The following is a 17,970-nucleotide window of genomic DNA, read 5'->3' as shown; positions in this document are numbered from 1 at the left end:
TTGCCAATCAGCGCGCTGGAGACACCGCATTAACGAACGATCCTCAGTGACTTCGGCCCTATTCTCCACGCCGAAAGGCACAGAGAATGTTATCTAAGGTCACTGAGGATCGTTGTTTAAATTGCGTAGTTTCCAACGCAATGCATGTGCATCTCGAAGAGGCGCTTAGACCAGCCTAGTGGGTACCCCACCTAGGCTGTCAACCATCAAATGACTTCACTCTTTACCTAGACACCACTAGTCAGGGCAAATTTTGCGAATTCATTCTGCTTATTGAGCATCTGTTTCGCTTTAAGCCGATTCGCTTGGCTCAAGGGTATTGAAAAGCGTGATTCCAGCGCGTACTGTACGCAGGCACTGCGGAATTTCCTCATCAACGACCGGAAGCATCGGAGTTCCAGCTCGTGCATCGGTACTCCAAGAACTGATTCGGACGTCCGGAGTTTGCACAGCAAGTTCAGAGGCAGTCCACACTGCAAAAGTCGCCGGCGCGCCGATCACGAGCTGCCCGGCGAACGGGTTCATCTCGCCCATGGCGCGGTAGGTGGATCGGGTTTGAGCCAAGAAGGCCGCACGAGCCGAAATGCGAGCCTCAGCATTCGTCATGTTCATGCCGGCGCGAACAACCTGCCAGCCATCAACCTCCGTTACCGGAGCATCAGAGCCAAGCACCATTGGCACACCAGCCGAAAGCATAGCGGAGAGGTTGTTCATCGATGCTGCGCGCACCCCCAGGCGCTGCGCGTACATGCCGTTCGAGCCGCCCCACGCCTGGTCGAAGACCGGCTGCATCGAAACCATGATGGCGTACTGCAGCAAACGGGCCCGCGAGTCTTCATCAACCATCTCGACATGCTCCAGACGGTGCCGGCACATCTGCAGCTTAGCTGCCCCAATCTGCTCAGCAGCCAGGTCAAAACCTGCCAACACCTCGTCCAGGGCGCCGTCTCCGATCACATGGAACGAGGCCTGGATCTCCCGGGAACTGCAAGCGACCAGGTGGGCCGCAATTTCGTCACGCTTCAGATACAGGGTGCCGCGTTCGCCCGGCTGATCGCTGTAGTCTTCGCGCAGGTACGCCGTGTGGCTGCCTAGCGAACCATCCACGCGAAGATCGCCACCCAAGCCCAGCACCTTTCCCGTTGGGAAGGATGCGACCAGCTCCTGGGCGATGTCTGCATCGCTAACCAGTTCGCCCCAGTAGGCATGGACTTGCGGCAGTTCAGGGTTGTCGATGGCCAGCAACTGCTCCAGCGCCTCTCGGCCCTCAATATGCGGGGCCGCCATCTCCACAACGCTGGCGAAACCACGCGAGGCGTAGTGCTCCAGTGCCAGGCGCTGGTATTCCTGTTCGGCCTTCTGCGTATTGGTGAGTGCTTCACGCACGGCGTCGTGATCCGCACCAGAAATGATGCCAGCGGCGAGGTGGCCCAGGTCCAGCAGATCCAGCAGTTCCCGATTGACCAGGGCACTGTGCACATCGCGACGCGCCAGGTAATAGCCGCGGCCTTCCGCGGCACTGGTCAGGTCGGTTTCCGCGGGCAGCTGCTGGTCAGCCCAGTTCGAGTTGTCCCACCCCTGAGCCAGGACCAGCTTGGTCGACTTCTGCGCCTGCTCGGCGACGAGCGAAAGCAGCGAAGAAGCCGAGGTTGCTGCACCCAAATCGGCTCCCGAAAGGGTGCGGCCCAAGGCGGCAAGGTGCGTGTGGGATTCGACGAACGCCGGGGTAATCAAACCACCATTGAGGTCGACCACTTCGTCGACGGCAGACGCGTGGCGCTCGGCTGCGTCCTCGCCGCCCAACCATGAAATGGTGTCGCCGTCCACCACCATTGCGGTAGCAAATGGATCGGCCGCTGAGTAGATGGACCCGTTTCGGTAGAGTGTTTTTGCCATCAGCGTCTCCCTTTTCTCGTGCACTGGCTAATAAGTTTTTCGGCTGGACCTGCTGGCTAGTCCAGCACGTTCGAGTAGGCCACTACACCGCGCTTGATCTGGTCTACTGCCTTGTAGGCATTGCGAACCAGCAATGGCGGAAGGTCGCTATTCTTTGCGAACTGGTCCAATGTGTCGATGACCTGCTTGGCCCAGCGCACGAAGTCACCCGGTGCCAGATCGGTACCGCGCAGCGCGCTGTTCAGGCTCGAACCGCGGGCCCACTTGTACATTGGCCAGATCAAACCGGATTCCGGTGGAGCGGTCGGGTCAAGGCCCAAGGCCTCTTCAGCGTCCGATAGCTCGCCCCAAATCCTGATGGTGCTATTCCAGATGTCATCGATCTTGCCCGTTGGCATTTTCGGATCGGCACGGTCCCCGTCGCGGCGTGCCTGGTAGACCAGGCTGGCGACAACCGCGCAGAGTTCTTCCGCATTGAGCTGCGTGAGCTTGCCGGTCTCCAGGATTTGGCTGGTGAGCAGATCTCGGTCGCCATAGATGCGGCGCAGGCGGCGGCCCGAGTCGGTCAGCGCGAAATCTTCGCCGCCCTCGGAAGGCACGAGGTATTCGAACTGCTCGAGCACTTTGCAGACCTTGTCGAACTGCGTGGCAATGGTATTGGTTCGCCCGCGGATGGCGCGACGAGCCTTGTCCGTGTCCTTCTTCAGCTTCCAGTACCTGTCGGCCCAGCGCATGTGCTGGTCCTTCTCCGAGCAGGCGTGGCAAGGATGGTCCTTGAGCTCCAGGCGCAGTGCGTTGATTTCACGCTCGAAGGAATCCGAGCCTTCGAAATCGAAGCTCTGGGCGTCCTGGCGTGGAGGACGCGACTCGTAGATCGCGTTGCGCAAGGATGAAGCAAGGTCCCGGCGCTCCTTCGGTGTGCGCCCGTTGAACCCCTTGGGAATCTTGATCCGCGAAATGATCTGCACTGGTCCGTTGAGGTCTTCCACCGAGAGCCGGCGAAGCTGCGCTTCTTCGGTCAGCACGGTGTGTCGCGGGTTGTACATGGCCTTATCAAGCTCGACAACCACGGCGCGGCCGAAGCGGCGGCCACCTGGCAGGTCCACCACGTCGCCGCGGATCACGGCCTGCAGGGACTGCTCAGCTGCCGAACGGCGCTCGTGGCGGCGGTCCTTCGCAGCGTTCTTCTCGACCTGGGCCAGGTTTCGTTGGAGTTTCAGGTACTCGGTGAAATCTCCGAGATGGCATTCCATCGACTTGGCGTAGCCGGCCAGGGATTCTTCCTTGGAACGCACCTGGCGCGCCATGCCCACCACGGAACGGTCCGCCTGGTACTGGGCAAAGGAGGTTTCGAGGATTTGACGAGTCTGTTCACGGCCAAACTGCGCCAGCAAGTTGGTGGACATGTTGTAGGTCGGACGGAACGAGGAATTCAGCGGATAGGTTCGCTTCGAAGCGAGTCCTGCCAAGGATTCCGGTTCCAGGTCGGGGTTCCAGACAACAATTGAATGGCCTTCGACGTCAATGCCGCGGCGCCCGGCACGGCCGGTGAGCTGGGTGTACTCCCCCGAAGAGATCTGCACGTGGGATTCGCCGTTGAATTTGACCAGTTTTTCCAGCACGACCGAGCGTGCTGGCATGTTCACGCCCAGTGCCAGGGTCTCGGTTGCGAACACCACCTTGATCAGGTTGCGTGCAAAGAGGTCTTCAACGATTTCCTTGAAGATCGGGAGCAGGCCGGCGTGGTGGGAAGCGAAGCCGCGAACCAGACCATCGCGCCAGGACCAGAATTCCAGTACGTCCAGGTCTTCGCTGGGGATCCGGTAGGCGACTTCATCCAGCGCTTGCGCGATCTCGGCGGCTTCTTCATTGGTCGTCAGGCGCAGGTCAGCCATGGCGCACTGCTGCACGGCCATATCGCAGCCCTTGCGGGAGAAAATGAAGAAGATAGCTGGCAGCAGAGCAGCCCGGTCAAGCTTCCCGATAACCGCTGGACGGTTGATGCGGTGCCCCATGCCTGAACTGCGCTGGGGGCCGCGGCCGCCGCGACCCCGGCCGCGCTGCACTCGGCCGCCAGGGCTGTGGGAGCGTACGAGTTTTCGCAGTTCGGGGTTGACCGAGGCCTTTGAATCGTCTTCAGCCACCTTGTCGAAGGCTACGTCTTCGGCAAACAGGTCGACCACGTTAGGGCCGACCATGACGTGCTGGAAGAGCGGCACCGGGCGATGCTCGGAGACGATGACATCGGTCTGGCCCCGGACGGTATCCAGCCAGCCACCGAATTCCTCGGCGTTGGACACGGTTGCCGAGAGTGAAATGATCTGCACGTTGGACGGCAGATGGATGATGACTTCTTCCCATACGGCACCACGGAATTTATCGGCGAGGTAGTGGACCTCATCCATGATCACGTAGCCCAAGCCGTCGAGGGTTTGGGAATCCGCGTACAGCATATTGCGCAGCACTTCGGTGGTCATGACGACGATCTGCGCTTCGGAGTTGATGGAGGTGTCGCCGGTCAGCAACCCGACCTTCTGCGCTCCATAGCGATTGACCAGTTCCGAATACTTCTGGTTGCTCAGCGCCTTGATGGGCGTGGTGTAGAAAGCCTTGCGGTTCTCGCCTAGAGCCTGGTAGATGGCGTATTCGCCAACAACAGTTTTTCCGGCGCCGGTGGGCGCAGCGACCAGTACGCTGTGCCCTTCTGCGACCTTCTGGCAAGCTTCGGCCTGGAATGGATCCAGGTCGAAGGAGATGCTTGCCCGGAATCCAGGAAGTGCAGTGCCGTTTTCGACCTGCCGTGCCTTGGAATTCGCGTAGCGTTCCGCGGGTGAAGTCACTTGTGGTCGTTCACTTTCTTGCCCTGGTTCAGAGCTGGGATTTAGGTTCGTCAATCGAGCTAGGGGTTTCAATGCCAGAAGTTTCACCAGCTGCTAGGCGTTCATTCTCGGCTTCCCGTGCCGCCAGCTTCTTTGCGCGCTTCTTGTCGTTGAAGTGGCAGATCAAGGTGGCAACGGCGAAGGTGAGGAACAACGGTCCAGCCAACGCGAACATGGTGATTGCATCGCCGCCTGGTGCTGCCATAGCGGCAACCAGGGCGATGAGGAAGACGGTGATACGCCAGTTCTTCAAGATGAGCTTGGCTGGCAGGACGCCAACCATGTTCAGGCCAACCATCAGTACCGGTACCAGCATGGCCAAGCCGAATGCCAGGAGCAGGCGGAAGATAAACGGCAGGTACTCGGAAATGTTCAGCAGGTTATCCGAGTTCTCCGGCGACAGGCTAATGAAGAATTCCAGCGCAAACGGAAGAACGAAGTAGGCCATCGCCACGCCGCCAAGGAACAGCGGAACCGCGGCTGCTACGAAGCTGTAGCTCAATCGGCGCTCGTTCTTTTTCAGTCCCGGCACGATGAATGCCCACAGCTGGTAGAGCCACACCGGCGAGGAAACGATCAGGCCGACGAACAGCGCCACCTTGATCATGATGTCGAAGGGTGACATCACCGCGGTGAACACTACCGAGCCGCCGGCAGCTTTCACAGGCGCGATCAGCAAGGCAAGCAGCCAGTCGTATACGAAGAAACCGGCTACCGTGCCCAAGGTCAGCGCGATGAGCGACTTGAATAACCGGTTCCGTGCTTCAATCAGATGCTCTTTGAGAGCCATCCGACCTTCTGCGTCCTTGGCCCGCTTCTTCTTGCTGCGCGGGTTCTTGTCTTTATTTGTTGCCACTGAAGAGGTCTACGAGTTGTTCTTTTCGTTGGGGTTCGGATCATTGATGGTGCCATCAACGGTTTCAGATTTAGGATCATCATCCTTCATCTGGCGAACCTCGGACTTGAAAATGCGCAGCGACTGGCCCATCGAGCGAGCCAAGCCTGGAAGCTTTGGAGCGCCGAAAAGCAGCAGTGCAAGCACGATAATGATGACCAAATGCCATCCCTGTAAGCCACCCATGTGGATTCCCTTCTCTCTATCTAAAGTCTACGTCAGAACAAGCCAAGATCGCGCATGTTCTGAGCTTGGCCGCGCTGTGCGCGACGTGCGACGCGGCGAACTCGACGCGCCTCGATTCTTTCAGCTTTGCCCTTATCGCGAAGCTTTTTGATCTTCTCCGGATCCGCGTGCGTGGCATCGGTTCCGTGCGGGTAGCGACGAGGGTTCGCAGCGTACTCGACGACGGTGCCCTCCTGGCTTAAACCGGCGCTGATGTGATCCGCAGCGTCGCCCAGGCCCTCGACGACCGCCATTCCCCGTTTGAACAAACGGAAGCCGGCAAGTGCCGCAACAAGTATTGTCGCCAAAACGAGCACAGTCCACAAAAGTACCCAAAACCACCAAGGAAGCATCTATTAATCCTCATACATTGCGATAGCCTCGTCCAACCAGTTCACTACCTGTTCGCGCGTAGCGTCAGGAGAGACCACAGTCAGTTTACCGCTATGGCGAGCCACGAGCGGCGCAGCTACCTGGTGATCCGAGAACCGGACGTTGGCCAGATACCCCGTACCGACCTTTCCCGTGGACCAGGAAAGAGGATGGAAAGCTTCGATAACCGGTAAGATCTCGGCGTCTACATAGACCATGACCTCTAAGTCATCGTCGTTGGAGGCATACCGGATCTGGACATCTTGCTGGTCTTCATGCCGAGCCGCCAGCTCGAATTGTTCACCGGCAGTTTCCACACTTAACATCCGGTCCACCCGGAAAGTTAATAGGCTCTGGCGCTTTCGGCACCAAGCCCGCAGGTACTGCACCGCTCCGTCTTCAATGAGCCGGATCGGTTCCACATCGCGAACCTGGTGAGTTCGCGAACGGGCCGAGTAATAATCGATGCGCACGACGTCTTGGGAACGAATCGCCTGAATCAGCTGCTGCGGAATATCGTTCTCGCGCGCCTTGGACAGTGCGAAGCCCAGCGCCCCGCTCCAGCCGTCAAAACGGGCCACCGCGGAATTCACCTTGGCCAGTGCCGCGTCGAGCACCTGCTGGTGCTCGAACTCGGGAATGCTTGCCAGGGCGTTGAGCCCGCCGAGCACGGCTACTGCTTCCAGCGGCGCCAGCTTCTGCGGCTCGGCCAGCAGGGCTGCATTGGAGATCGTAACGGTATCGGATTCAACGTCGCCGTCATTGACGTTGATCAGTTCGTCATGCTGGCCGTACGGGACACCGCACATCATGATCATGGCCAGCTCTTCACGAACCTTGGCAACGCTCATGGAGTAGCGTTCTGCCAGCGCTTCGATTTCTACGGCACCATGGGCGTGCACATACTGGATCATGTCGATATTTCGCATGACCTGAGTTGTGGTGGTGCCACGGCCGGTGGCGCGATGCGGACGGAACTTCACCTCTGCGTAGGCATCCTGGTTGCCCTGGCTGGTCTGGGAGCTGCGCGCGTCGCGCAGAATCCGGCGCACCTGGGCCACCAGTTCGGAGGGTTCCAGGACTTTCACGGCCGGACCATAAGCTGCCAGCTGCTGGGCAAATGAATGCGGATCCGCATAGCCGATCTGCAGCTCATCCTGATCGCTGCGGCCATTTACTGCCTGGGCGCGCAGCGGGATTGCTTCATCGCCCAAGAGCCGCACCGTTGCCACCAGTCCCGGATTCTGCAGGTCGAAATCCTGCAAGACCTGGGTCATGTCGAAATCCTGGGGGCGGGCGTGGTACTGCCCGTCGGCGTTAGCGCCGCCATGCCGGTAATTCGTGAACTTGCCCTGAACCCGCGAGAGGCGGAAGACACGGGTATCTTTCCGCGTGTGGTCATAGCCGGTGAAGTACCAGTTGCCGTAGCGCTGCCCGATCCCCCACACATCAACAATTCGTTCGCTCTGTGCGCCGCCAGAGGACGTATAGGCGAACTTGAGCGTGTTGCGGTTGAAGACCGCCAGGGCGCATTCGCGGAAGTTCGGTTCATCCATGGAAAGGCGTGGTACCAATGAGCCGGCCAACGGAGCGACCGGCGAGGCCACGCCATCATGGCCGGTGACTCGGGCCGCGGCATTGAGCCCCAATGACTGGAGCTTGGTGTCTTTCCAAAGGCTCGCGGCCAATGCGACCAGGCCGGCTTCTGCGGGGCTGAATTCCACCGGCGGCAAGAACCACTCGGTCGTGTCGATGCTGTAGTACGTAACATCGTCGATTACTTCTTTGTCCAGCTGCAACCCGAAGTCATTGCGGATATCGTCCTTGAGGCGATCCAGCGCCTTCTCTCGGGTCTCCTTGGTACCGCCTGGCACCAAATAGGATCCAATGCGGTCGGCGTTGAACTTCCGTGATTTAGTTGCCAGCGCATAGATGAGGCTGGTCAGGCGTTCTGCCTTGCTGGGTCCCGGGGATTGCTTTGTGCTCACGTGCCTAGACTAACCAACTTTCGCCGATAAGGATGACTTCTGGGACAGCAATGGCCCCGATTATTTAATCGAGGCCATTGCCAGCACTTGGAATTACTTGGTGCCCATCAGATCCACAACGAAAATCAGTGCTTCGTTAGGCGCAATGGCGCCTGGGGCGCCACGCTCGCCGTAGGCCAGGTGCGATGGGATATCCAGTCGGCGACGGCCGCCGACCTTCATGCCCAGCAGGCCCTGGTCCCAGCCCTGGATAACCATTCCGACACCCACTGGGAAGTCGAGGGTCTGCCCGCGGCCCCAGGAAGAGTCGAACTCTTCGCCGGTGGACCAGGCAACGCCTACATAGTGCGCTTCAACGGTGGTGCCTGGGGTGACCTCGGCGCCGGTTCCCTCGACCAGGTCGGTGATGACCAGTTCTTCAGGAGCGTCGGTGCCCGGGAAATCGATCTCCGGCTTGGTGCGGTCGTAGTTGCGTTCTCCGAACGACATAGTCACGGCCTTTCTGTTACTTGCTTTCGCTTACCTTGTCTAATTCTACGTAGAAGACCAGTGGTCCTGCAGGACGCCCCTGGGCTTCAGCTGTTTCGCCGTAGGCCAAGTCCGTTGGGACAGTCAGCAAGACCTTGCTGCCTTCCTTCAGACCCTGGAAGCCCTGCAGCCAGCCCTGGATGACTCCGCCGGCCATATCGGCTTCGAAGCCTTCTTCGTTGCCGAAGTTGCCGTCGAACTTCTTGCCATCTTCCCAGCGCACGCCGTGGTAGTGGGCAGTGACCTTGGACGTTTGGCCAACCGCTGGGCCGTCGCCTTCTTCAAGGACGTCCACTGCCAGGCCTGCCGGGGCTTCGGTGTCCTTGGGGATGGTGATCTGCGGATCGCCCTTGCCGGTCTTCACGGTGGGGAGCTTGCCGTCGTCCTTGAGCTGCTGGACTTCTTCCTTGCCCATCGTCTGGCTAGGGCTCTTGGAGTCCGCAATCTTGATCACGATCAGCCGTTCGGCACGCGAGCCTTCGGCCGGTTCGGCGATGGACCCGTCCGGCTGCTGAACGCCTTCGATGGCTGCGTAAGCGATCCAGTCGCCAATCTGGGACTTCAGCAGGGTTTCGTAGAGCTCGGGCATCTGCTCCTTGAGCGTCTCGTCAACCTTCATGGGAGCCGGATCAGCAGTGAAGTTCTCATTGGTCAGCAGGCCGTCGATGGTCTTGTACAGGCCCGACTGGATCTGGATGGTGTCGCCTTCCTTGATGTCGGAACCCTCGCCCTCCACCACGGTGACTGCTTCTGACTTTTCGGTCAGGAGCGGCGCATCGAATTTGACCTCAGGTGCGGACTTGCTATCTTCTGCTGGCTTGACGTCGATGCCGCTCAGGGATGACGAACCCGAACCGCAGGACGCCAGGGCAAGGATGGACGCGGTGGCGCATACTGCCAAAACTTTTCGCACGAATCTTCTTTCCGGTTGGACTAGCTGGTCATGCATTGCGGGCTTGCACAGGGCAAGGCCCGTAATGATCTGCGTCCAGCTTAGAGGTTTTTGCTGTGTAAATACTTGTTTCCAGCTAGCTAAAGCTGCTGGCCCATCAGCTCAATGAGCTCGTCAATCTGTGAATTGGTGGTTGCGAACGGGTCCTTGCACAGCACAATTCCGCCCGGGCCATCCTCATACTTCATGTGGACCCAATCGGCGCTATAGCGTCGCCCATTGGCGCGGGCGGCGCGAATGAATTTGCTTCGCAGTGCCGCGCGTGTCGTGGCTGGCGGGTTGTTCACAGCCTGATTGATTTCAGCGTCGGAGACGACTGCGCTGGCCAGGCCGCGGCGCTTGAGCAGGTGGAACAGGCCGCGCTGCGGGTCGATGTCATGGTAAGTCAGGTTCAGCTGCGCGATCCGTGGCGCCGAGAGCTCCAGGGAGTTCTTCTGGGCATAGCCCGTGAGCAGCTTGTGCTTGATCGCCCAGTCGATGTCCCGGTCGATCAGCGAGAAGTCCTGGCTTTCCACTGCGTTCAGCGTGCGTTCCCACAATTCCAGGACGGTATCCACCTGGTCGTGGTGCGCGCCGTGGCGGGCGATGAATTCCTTGACGGATTCGAAGAGGATCCACTGGATCTGCAGTGCGGTCGGTTCGTCGCCGCCCATGAGCCGCACCACGGTCTGGCCAGTGAAATCGTGGGAGATCTGGCGGATGGAGCGAATCGGGTTTTCCAGTCGCAGATCGTGGTAGATTTCGCCGGATTCGATCAGGCGCAGCACCAGGTCGGTGGCGCCGATCTTCAGCAGCTGGGTGGTTTCGCTCATCGACGAGTCGCCCACTATGACATGCAGCCGGCGGTGGTACTCGGCATCGGCGTGCGGCTCATCGCGGGTATTGATGATCGGACGCGAGCGCGTTGTGGCCGAGGAGACCCCCTCCCACATGTGATCGGCGCGCTGGGAGAAGACGTACTTGGTCTGCTCTTCATCGGTGATCAGATGCCCGGCACCGCACAATAGCTGGCGGGTGACGAGGAAAGGGATGAGCATGTCAGCGAGGCGCTTGAACTCGATTTTGCGTGGAATCAGGTAGTTCTCGTGGCAGCCATAGGAGTTCCCGGCGGAGTCCACATTGTTCTTGAACATGTAGATCCGGCCTTCGTGGCCTTCCTCGGCCAGCTGGTCCTCTGCCTGGTCAACGAGGTCCAGCATGAACGCCTCCCCTGCGCGGTCGTGGGCGATCAGCTGCTTGAGCTGGTCGCATTCCGCGGTGGCGTACTCCGGGTGCGAGCCCACATCCAGGTAGAGGCGCGAGCCGTTCTCCAGGAACACATTCGAACTGCGCCCCCAGCTGACTACCGGCTTGAACAGGTGCCGTGCGGCATCCTCCGGGGTGAGCCGGCGCCCATCCGACGGGACATAATTCAGCCCGAATTCGGTTTCCAGACCAAAGATTCTGCGATCCACGCGAAGCTACTTCCCCTCAACTGCGGTTCCGCCACATTGGCCAGAACACGACTTCCAAAGCTGTGTGCCCGTTGGGGCTTACTGGCCGCCCTTTTGCACGAATCCGCGGACGAACTCTTCAGCGTTGGATTCCAGCACCGAGTCGATCTCGTCCAGCAGGTCATCCACGCCGGCGGACTGGCCGGTGGTGTTCACCTGGACCTGTTCCGTTTCGGCCTGCTGGTTCTGGGTGCTGCGGCGGGCCGAGAAGCTTTCCTGAGTCATCGTTTTCTCCTAAGTCGTCGTGAATCCCGGAATTACGCGCCGAGACTCATACCTATTCTGCGCCGATTAGCGACGCCTGGCCAATTCGTCGATAAATTCCGCAATCTCCAGCTGCGTGTCGAACAGCTCGCCAACCTGCGCACGGGTTCCGCCCAGCGGTTCGGGCATGTGGAAGCGGCTGATCTTGCGCGCCCCGGGGACGGCGAAGGACAACGCATCCCAGTTCGCTGCGACCACGTAGGGCGCATAGCGCTGCAGGGTCATGCCGCGCAGGTAGGCCCGGGTATCTTCCGGCGGGCTGGCCACGGCTTGGTTGATCTCCTGCTGGCTGAAGATCCTCTGGATGGCCCCGCGTTCGGCCATGCGGTAGTACAAGCCCTTGTCGGTCCGCAAATCAGCCCATTGCAGGTCCAGCATCGCCACGCGTGGATCGGACAGCTCAAGCTGGTGGCGCTGGGCGAAGCCGTTGACCAGCTGGTATTTGGCGATCCAGTCAATCTGGTCTGCCGCGTCCATCGGGTCGCGCTCGAGCAACTCCAGGATCTGCGCCCAACGGCTGAGGATCTCGGTGGTGTCCGGATCATCAATGCCGCGTGCCGCACAGTAGTTTTCTGCCGCATGCAGGTAATGGCGCTGGATTTCAATGGCGGTGAGCTGGACCCCGCCGCGCAACCGCACCTTGGCCTTCAGGGTGGGGTCGTGGCTGATTTGCTGCAAGGCCAGGACCGGCTCGACCAGTTCCAGCTGCGGGGCCATCCCCGCTTCGATCAGCGAGAGTACCAAGTTGGTGGTGCCCACGCGCAGCAGGGTGGAGATCTGCCCGAGGTTCGCATCCCCGATGATCACGTGCAGGCGGCGGTACTTGTCCCAGTTCGCGTGCGGTTCATCGCGGGTGTTGATGATCGGGCGGTTGATCGTGGTTTCCAGGCCCACTTCCGCCTCGAAGAAGTCGGCACGCTGGGAGACCTGGAAGGCGGCGCGCTCGTTGAGCATGCCCTGGCCCACCCGGCCGGCACCGCAGAAGATCTGCCTGCTGGCAAAGAACGGGGTGAGCCCGCGGACAATCGAAGAGAACTCGATGCCGCGCGGCATCAGGTAGTTCTCATGCGAGCCGTAGGAGACCGACTTGTTATCGGTGTTGTTCTTGTACAGCAGCAGTTCCCCGCTGCCCATGCGCTGGGCGGCGGCCGCGGCGCGGCGCATCACTTCATCGCCGGCTTGGTCCCAGAGCACCGCATCACGCGGGGTCATCGATTCGGGGCTGGAGTATTCCGGGTGGGCGTGGTCGACGTACAGGCGTGCGCCGTTGCCCAGGACCATGTTCATCACGACATCCGTGGATTCCTTCTCCTGGTAGAGCGTTGAACCCAGATGCGCGTCGTTGCCATCCAGCGCAATGGATTCGGCGGTCCAGATGCCCTCGTCGTCCAGCCCCGGCTCCAGGTCGGTCAGCTGGCTCGGATGCGCTTGGGCCCGGTCCATGGCGAATCCGCGCGCATCTTGCAGCGGGGATTCGTCGCTGTAGTCCCAGCGTGCTGCCTTGGCCGCCGAATCCTGCTCGGCGACCAATTGCGCGTAGGCGTCAACGATCTGCGCCGAAAGCACCGTGGCGTTGGCCTTGGGCATGTTCGGGCGGATAATTCCGTATTCGGTTTCCAGGCCGACCAGCCGACGTGCGCTCATTTGCCGGCCTGCTGCTGGACCAGGGAACGGATGTTGCTGATCCGCTCGCCCTTGCGGCCGGAAATTCGGGCCCAATCATCGGGGTTGGTGGTGTTGGGCATGTCTTCGTGCTCGGCGAACTCTTCGCGCACCGCACGCAGCAGGTACTCCATTTTCAGTCCGCGTTCGTTCTGCGTAATCAGCGCCTTGATGGCATGCTTCTTGGCGCGGTCCACGATGTTGTGGATGACCGCGCCCGAGGCGAAGTCCTTGAAGTAGAGCACTTCGGTGGCACCGGTAACATAGGTGACTTCGAGGAATTCGTTGATCCGCTCGGTGGAGTACATTGCCTGGACGGCTCCGCGGATCATGCGCGCTATGGTGGCGCCGGCATCCCCGGCATCGGCATCGAGCTCATCGGCGTGCAGCGGCAGTTCGGTCGTCAGGTACTTGCTGAAGATTTCTGTGGCGCCCTCGGCATCGGGACGGCGGATCTTGATCTTGACATCCAGGCGTCCCGGACGCAGGATCGCCGGGTCGATCATGTCCTCGCGGTTGGACGCGCCGATGACAATCACGTTATCCAGGCGCTCGACGCCGTCAATTTCGGCCAGCAGCTGCGGCACGATGGTGGTTTCCACATCCGAGGAGACACCGGTGCCGCGGGTACGGAACAGCGCTTCCATCTCGTCGAAGAACACCACCACCGGATCTCCATGCAGCGCCTTCTCCCGGGCGCGGGCGAAGATCAGGCGGATGTGCCGCTCGGTTTCGCCCACGTACTTGTCCAGCAGCTCCGGACCCTTGATGTTCAGGAAGTAGCTGCGGTTGCTGGCCCCTTCCTTGCGCTCGACGACGCGCTGGGCCAGGGAGTGCGCCACCGCCTTGGCGATCAGGGTCTTGCCGCAGCCCGGAGGACCGTAGAGCAGGATCCCCTTTGGCGCGCTCAACCCGTGTTCGCGGTACAGCTCAGGGTGGGTGAAGGGCAGCTCCACCGAGTCCTTGATGGCTTCGATCTGCGAGTTCAGCCCGCCAATGTCCGAGTAGGCAATGTCCGGGACTTCCTCGAGCACCAGGGACTGCATGTCGGTGAGCTGGACGCGGGATACCGCCATGCCCGAACGCGAATCGATGGCCAGCTGGTCGCCCACGCGCAGGTGCATCTCGCGCAGCGGGCCAGCGAGTTCAACGACGCGCTGGTCATCGGCACGGGCCATGACTACGGCGTGGTGATTTTCCAGCAGTTCCTTGACCGTGACCAGTTCACCGGTCTCCTCGAATCCCAGGGCCGCGACGATCACCAGTGCTTCATTGAGCAGCACCTGCTGGCCGATGACCAGCTTGTCGAAATCCATCAGCGGGCTGACGGCCACGCGCATCTTGCGCCCGGAGTAGATGACATCTGCGGACTGGGCGCCGGTGGATTCGATGCCGAGCCCGGGTTCGGGGTGCTTGCGCGGGTGCTTGGCCACGATGGTGCCGTGGCTGAAGGGAGTGTCCCCGTCCTTTTCCAGCGCCGACTTCAGGTTGATGATCTGCTCGCGGGTGGTTTCCAGCAGGGCCACCAGGCGCTTGTTATTGCCGCTGATCCCGGCGAGTTGCTTGTCGAGGTTGCGATTCTTGTCGCGCAGCACGTTGACCTGGCGTTCGGTCATCTGCAGCCGCTCGGCCAATTGTTCTGCCTCGCGATTATCGTTCACGTTCCAACCTCCAACATCCAACGTCACCGGGGCGGTTCGTGCGCCCTGATGAGGTTTTTTCCGGTGCTTGGCGCACCGTCTTGCTTCCATCTTAGGAACTGAAGGCCCCGAGTGCAGAACACTCGGGGCCCAATGTCACATAATGAGACGCAATGTCTCAATATATGGTTGCAGCTCAGGCTTCGCCGCCAGCGCCTTCGGCGCCTTCTTCAGCGGCACGCACGCGCACGGACTGGTTGGCATCGCGGGCGGCCCGGCGCAGCTTCTTATCAGACAAGCCGCGCTCGCCCAGTGCTTCAGCGGTCCACTCGCCCTCGGCGTGATCGCGCGTCCATGCGCTCAGGTCCTCATCGGAGTACGAGTGCTCCTTGATGCGCTTGGCCTTCGGGATGCCATCGGCGGAATCGGCCAGACGGCGGCAGGTGATCAGGAATGCGGTGTGCGCCACCATCCGGTGATCCGGGCGGACAGCCAGGCCGTCGACGTGCCAGCCGCGCACCAGGGTTTCGAAGCACTCTGGCTCGGTGAACTGGCCCGAAGCACGGATTGCCTCGACCACGCGGGACATCTGGGTCACCGAGGACACGTAGTTGGTCCACACGCCGCCCGGCGCCAGCACGGTAGCTACCGCATCCAGGCATTCCCAGGGGCTGAGCATGTCCAGGACCACGCGGTCGATGCTGCCCGGTGCTTCCAGCTCGACGACCCTGTCCTGGAAGTCGCCGATGGAGATCTGCCACGAGGGGTGCTCGCCACCGAAGACGGTGGAGATGTTGCCGCGGGCGATATCGGCGAATTCCTCGCGTCGCTCGAAGGAGTGCAGGAAGCCCTCATCGCCGACCGCGCGCAGCAGCGAGATGGACAGCGCGCCGGAACCGACGCCGGCTTCGACGACGCGTGCGCCCGGGAAGATGTCGCCGAACTGCACGATCTGCGCGGCATCCTTCGGGTAGACCACGGTGGCGCCGCGCGGCATGGAGAGCACGAAATCCTTGGCCAGCGGGCGCAGGGCCTGGTAGCGGAAGCCGTCGATATTCTCGATGACCGAGCCTTCGGGCAGGCCGATGATGGCCTCGTGCGGCAGCACGCCCTTGTGCGTGTGGAACTCTCCACCGTGCTGCAGGGTGATGGTGTTGATCCGGCGTTTCTCGTCGGTCAGCTGCACGCGGTCGCCGACACGGAAGGGGCCGCGACGGGCTGCCGCGCCGTGCGGCGCCTGGCTCTTAGCTTCGCTCACTGATGTGATCCTTTTCTTGGTGCTTTTCAGTCTGTATAGAGTTTACTTGCGGCGTCCGGTGACGGCGTTGACGATCTGCCGCTGGTGCAGCAGGCCCACCACCTGCCCGGTGGCGCTGATCACCGCGTATTCGGCGCTGTCCACGCTGGCCAGGTAGTCGATCAGTGCGCGGCCATCGGAATCCTCGGCCACGATCGCGCCCTGGCCCAGGGCACGGGACACGGCCAAGGCCGGAACCTGGGCCGCCTGGTTCGGGCCCACCCGGGACAGTGCCTGCGCATCGATGACCCCGACCGGCATCCCTTTCGGGTCGACTAGGATGATCTCTCCCCCGCGAGCGTTCTGGCGGGAGAGCACGTCGGCTACGGTTGCGTGCGAAACCATGGCCGAAGCCGGGCGCATCAAGTCGGTGGCGATCACGGTGGGCAGGTTCAGCATCATCTTGGAGTGCGCAATCAGCTGCGTGGTGGCTTGCCACATGAACATCGCCACCATGATGCCGACCACCACCGTGATGATCTGGGGCTGCTCGCCGCGTACCAGAGGATAGATCACGAAGTAGAAGACCAGGCCCACGGCGATTGCCCGGCCCACCCAGCTCGAGGCGATGGTGCCCTTGAACTGGGATCCGGTGGCCTTCCAGACGATCGATTCGACCAGCCGCCCGCCATCGAGCGGAAGCCCGGGCAGCGCGTTGAAGGCGCCGAGCAGCAGGTTGGCATAGACGAAGAAGTCCAGTAGCAGGTTCGGGTATACGCCCATGGCCGCGTTCTCGATCACCAGCCAGCCGATTCCGGCCAGCAGGAAATTCGACAGCGGTCCGGAGAGTGCCACCCAGAGCGAGGCGCCGGGCTTGGCCTTGAAGGAACCGAACTGGGTGTGCCCGCCCATCAGCGTCAACACGATGTGCGCATCGGGCCACTTGAAGGCGCGCGCGGTCATCGCGTGCGCGACCTCATGGATCAGCACGGCCACGGCAATAGCCACCGCGCAGGCCAGGCCCATCAGGTAGGCGTTCAGCGGCGGGATGATTCCGCCGCGCGAAAGCTGGATGCCAACGCTGAAGGTGATGACCGCGGTGATGATGAACCACGAGCTGGAGAGGTAGACCGGGACGCCGCCGATACGCCCCAGCTTGATTCCAGGGGACTTTTCCTGAGTGTCGCTCACGCGCTAACCTGCACCAACCATCGAGTCATTTCATGTACGTCCACGGATGCCAAGCTGTCGATCCGGCGCCAATTGCCTTCGCCCGGGTCGGTGGCGTTGGGGACCAGCACCGCATGCAGCCCGGCCGCGGACGCCGAGGCGATGCCCGGCACGGAATCCTCGAAACCAATGCACCTGGCTGCTTCCAGTTCTTTCCCGGTGCACTGGCCAAGCAGCTGCAGTCCAGCCAGATAAGGTTCCGGGTGCGGCTTGCCGTTGGCGACCTCTTCACCGGTAACGCTGGCCTGGAAGGTGCCTTCGGGGATGCTGAGCATCAGTTCATCGACGATGCTGCGCTCGGACATGGTCACCAGGGCCTGCGGGATGCCTGCCTGCTTGCACGCCGCGAGCAATTCGCGGGCTCCTGGCCGCCAAGGGATCTCGCGGCGGATGCCGGCAACCACCCGGGCAGAGAGCCAGTCGATGATCTCGCGGATCTCCAGCTTGACCCCGGCCTGCTGCAGGGCCCGGGCGCCATCTGGCAAGGCGTTGCCGACCAGGGCCAGGCCTTGTTCATGGCTCCATGAGCCGCCATGGGAAGCCACCAGCTCAGCTTCGGCAGCCAGCCAATAGGGTTCGGTGTCGATCAGCGTACCGTCCATATCCCACAGGACAGCTTGCGGGGTTGCGGGCTCGGTTCCGGCGGCAAAGTCAAAACTGGTGCTTGGCATGAGTCCATTCTAGATGGAAGAGTGGGGCTAAGCCGCTT

The 17,970-nt window shown here is 61.3% G+C and carries 15 protein-coding genes; all 15 read right to left on the bottom strand.

The annotated features are described in order from the left end of the window. Nucleotides 1-291: 291 nt before the first annotated feature. Nucleotides 292-1,896, bottom strand: a complete 1,605-nt coding sequence (locus CQ012_RS01775) for an amidohydrolase (RefSeq protein ID WP_105657846.1) — start codon at nt 1,894-1,896, stop codon at nt 292-294. Nucleotides 1,897-1,952: 56 nt separating this feature from the next. Beyond that, nucleotides 1,953-4,736, bottom strand: coding sequence for a DEAD/DEAH box helicase (locus CQ012_RS01770; protein WP_105657845.1), 2,784 nt, complete (start codon nt 4,734-4,736; stop codon nt 1,953-1,955). Nucleotides 4,737-4,764: 28 nt separating this feature from the next. After that, a complete protein-coding gene (tatC, locus tag CQ012_RS01765) occupies nt 4,765-5,631 on the bottom strand; it encodes a twin-arginine translocase subunit TatC (protein WP_105657844.1) in 867 nt (288 codons plus the stop codon). Nucleotides 5,632-5,640: 9 nt separating this feature from the next. Further along, the gene (tatA, locus tag CQ012_RS01760; RefSeq protein ID WP_105657843.1) at nt 5,641-5,856 is read right to left on the bottom strand and encodes a Sec-independent protein translocase subunit TatA; all 216 of its coding nucleotides are present in this window, start codon (nt 5,854-5,856) and stop codon (nt 5,641-5,643) included. A 32-nt stretch (nt 5,857-5,888) separates the two neighbouring features. Next, complete coding sequence (locus CQ012_RS01755; protein WP_133833372.1) at nt 5,889-6,149, bottom strand: hypothetical protein; 261 nt, start codon at nt 6,147-6,149, stop codon at nt 5,889-5,891. Nucleotides 6,150-6,251: 102 nt separating this feature from the next. After that, the gene (locus CQ012_RS01750; protein ID WP_105657841.1) at nt 6,252-8,255 is read right to left on the bottom strand and encodes a helix-turn-helix transcriptional regulator; all 2,004 of its coding nucleotides are present in this window, start codon (nt 8,253-8,255) and stop codon (nt 6,252-6,254) included. A 93-nt stretch (nt 8,256-8,348) separates the two neighbouring features. Continuing rightward, on the bottom strand, nt 8,349-8,744 hold the full coding sequence (locus CQ012_RS01745; protein ID WP_013348985.1) for an FKBP-type peptidyl-prolyl cis-trans isomerase: 396 nt from the start codon (nt 8,742-8,744) through the stop codon (nt 8,349-8,351). Nucleotides 8,745-8,760: 16 nt separating this feature from the next. Beyond that, a complete protein-coding gene (locus CQ012_RS01740; protein ID WP_181148865.1) occupies nt 8,761-9,696 on the bottom strand; it encodes an FKBP-type peptidyl-prolyl cis-trans isomerase in 936 nt (311 codons plus the stop codon). A gap of 119 nt (nt 9,697-9,815) precedes the next feature. Beyond that, on the bottom strand, nt 9,816-11,189 hold the full coding sequence (pafA, locus tag CQ012_RS01735; protein WP_105657839.1) for a Pup--protein ligase: 1,374 nt from the start codon (nt 11,187-11,189) through the stop codon (nt 9,816-9,818). A 78-nt stretch (nt 11,190-11,267) separates the two neighbouring features. After that, on the bottom strand, nt 11,268-11,453 hold the full coding sequence (locus CQ012_RS01730; RefSeq protein WP_105657838.1) for a ubiquitin-like protein Pup: 186 nt from the start codon (nt 11,451-11,453) through the stop codon (nt 11,268-11,270). A 66-nt stretch (nt 11,454-11,519) separates the two neighbouring features. After that, the gene (gene dop / locus CQ012_RS01725; protein WP_105657837.1) at nt 11,520-13,136 is read right to left on the bottom strand and encodes a depupylase/deamidase Dop; all 1,617 of its coding nucleotides are present in this window, start codon (nt 13,134-13,136) and stop codon (nt 11,520-11,522) included. Next, on the bottom strand, nt 13,133-14,770 hold the full coding sequence (arc, locus tag CQ012_RS01720; protein ID WP_166650701.1) for a proteasome ATPase: 1,638 nt from the start codon (nt 14,768-14,770) through the stop codon (nt 13,133-13,135). Before arc ends, dop begins: the two co-directional genes overlap by 4 nt. A 220-nt stretch (nt 14,771-14,990) precedes the next feature. Continuing rightward, the gene (locus CQ012_RS01715; protein WP_105657835.1) at nt 14,991-16,052 is read right to left on the bottom strand and encodes a tRNA (adenine-N1)-methyltransferase; all 1,062 of its coding nucleotides are present in this window, start codon (nt 16,050-16,052) and stop codon (nt 14,991-14,993) included. A gap of 42 nt (nt 16,053-16,094) precedes the next feature. After that, on the bottom strand, nt 16,095-17,222 hold the full coding sequence (locus CQ012_RS01710) for a site-2 protease family protein (RefSeq protein ID WP_105657834.1): 1,128 nt from the start codon (nt 17,220-17,222) through the stop codon (nt 16,095-16,097). Further along, nucleotides 17,219-17,932, bottom strand: coding sequence for an HAD family hydrolase (locus CQ012_RS01705; protein WP_105657833.1), 714 nt, complete (start codon nt 17,930-17,932; stop codon nt 17,219-17,221). Before CQ012_RS01705 ends, CQ012_RS01710 begins: the two co-directional genes overlap by 4 nt. Between the last annotated feature and the right edge of the window lie 38 nt (nt 17,933-17,970).

Origin of the sequence: Arthrobacter sp. MYb214, from assembly GCF_002979865.1 — a bacterium.
Classification (GTDB): domain Bacteria; phylum Actinomycetota; class Actinomycetes; order Actinomycetales; family Micrococcaceae; genus Glutamicibacter.
This window is presented reverse-complemented; position numbering and strand designations above follow the sequence as displayed.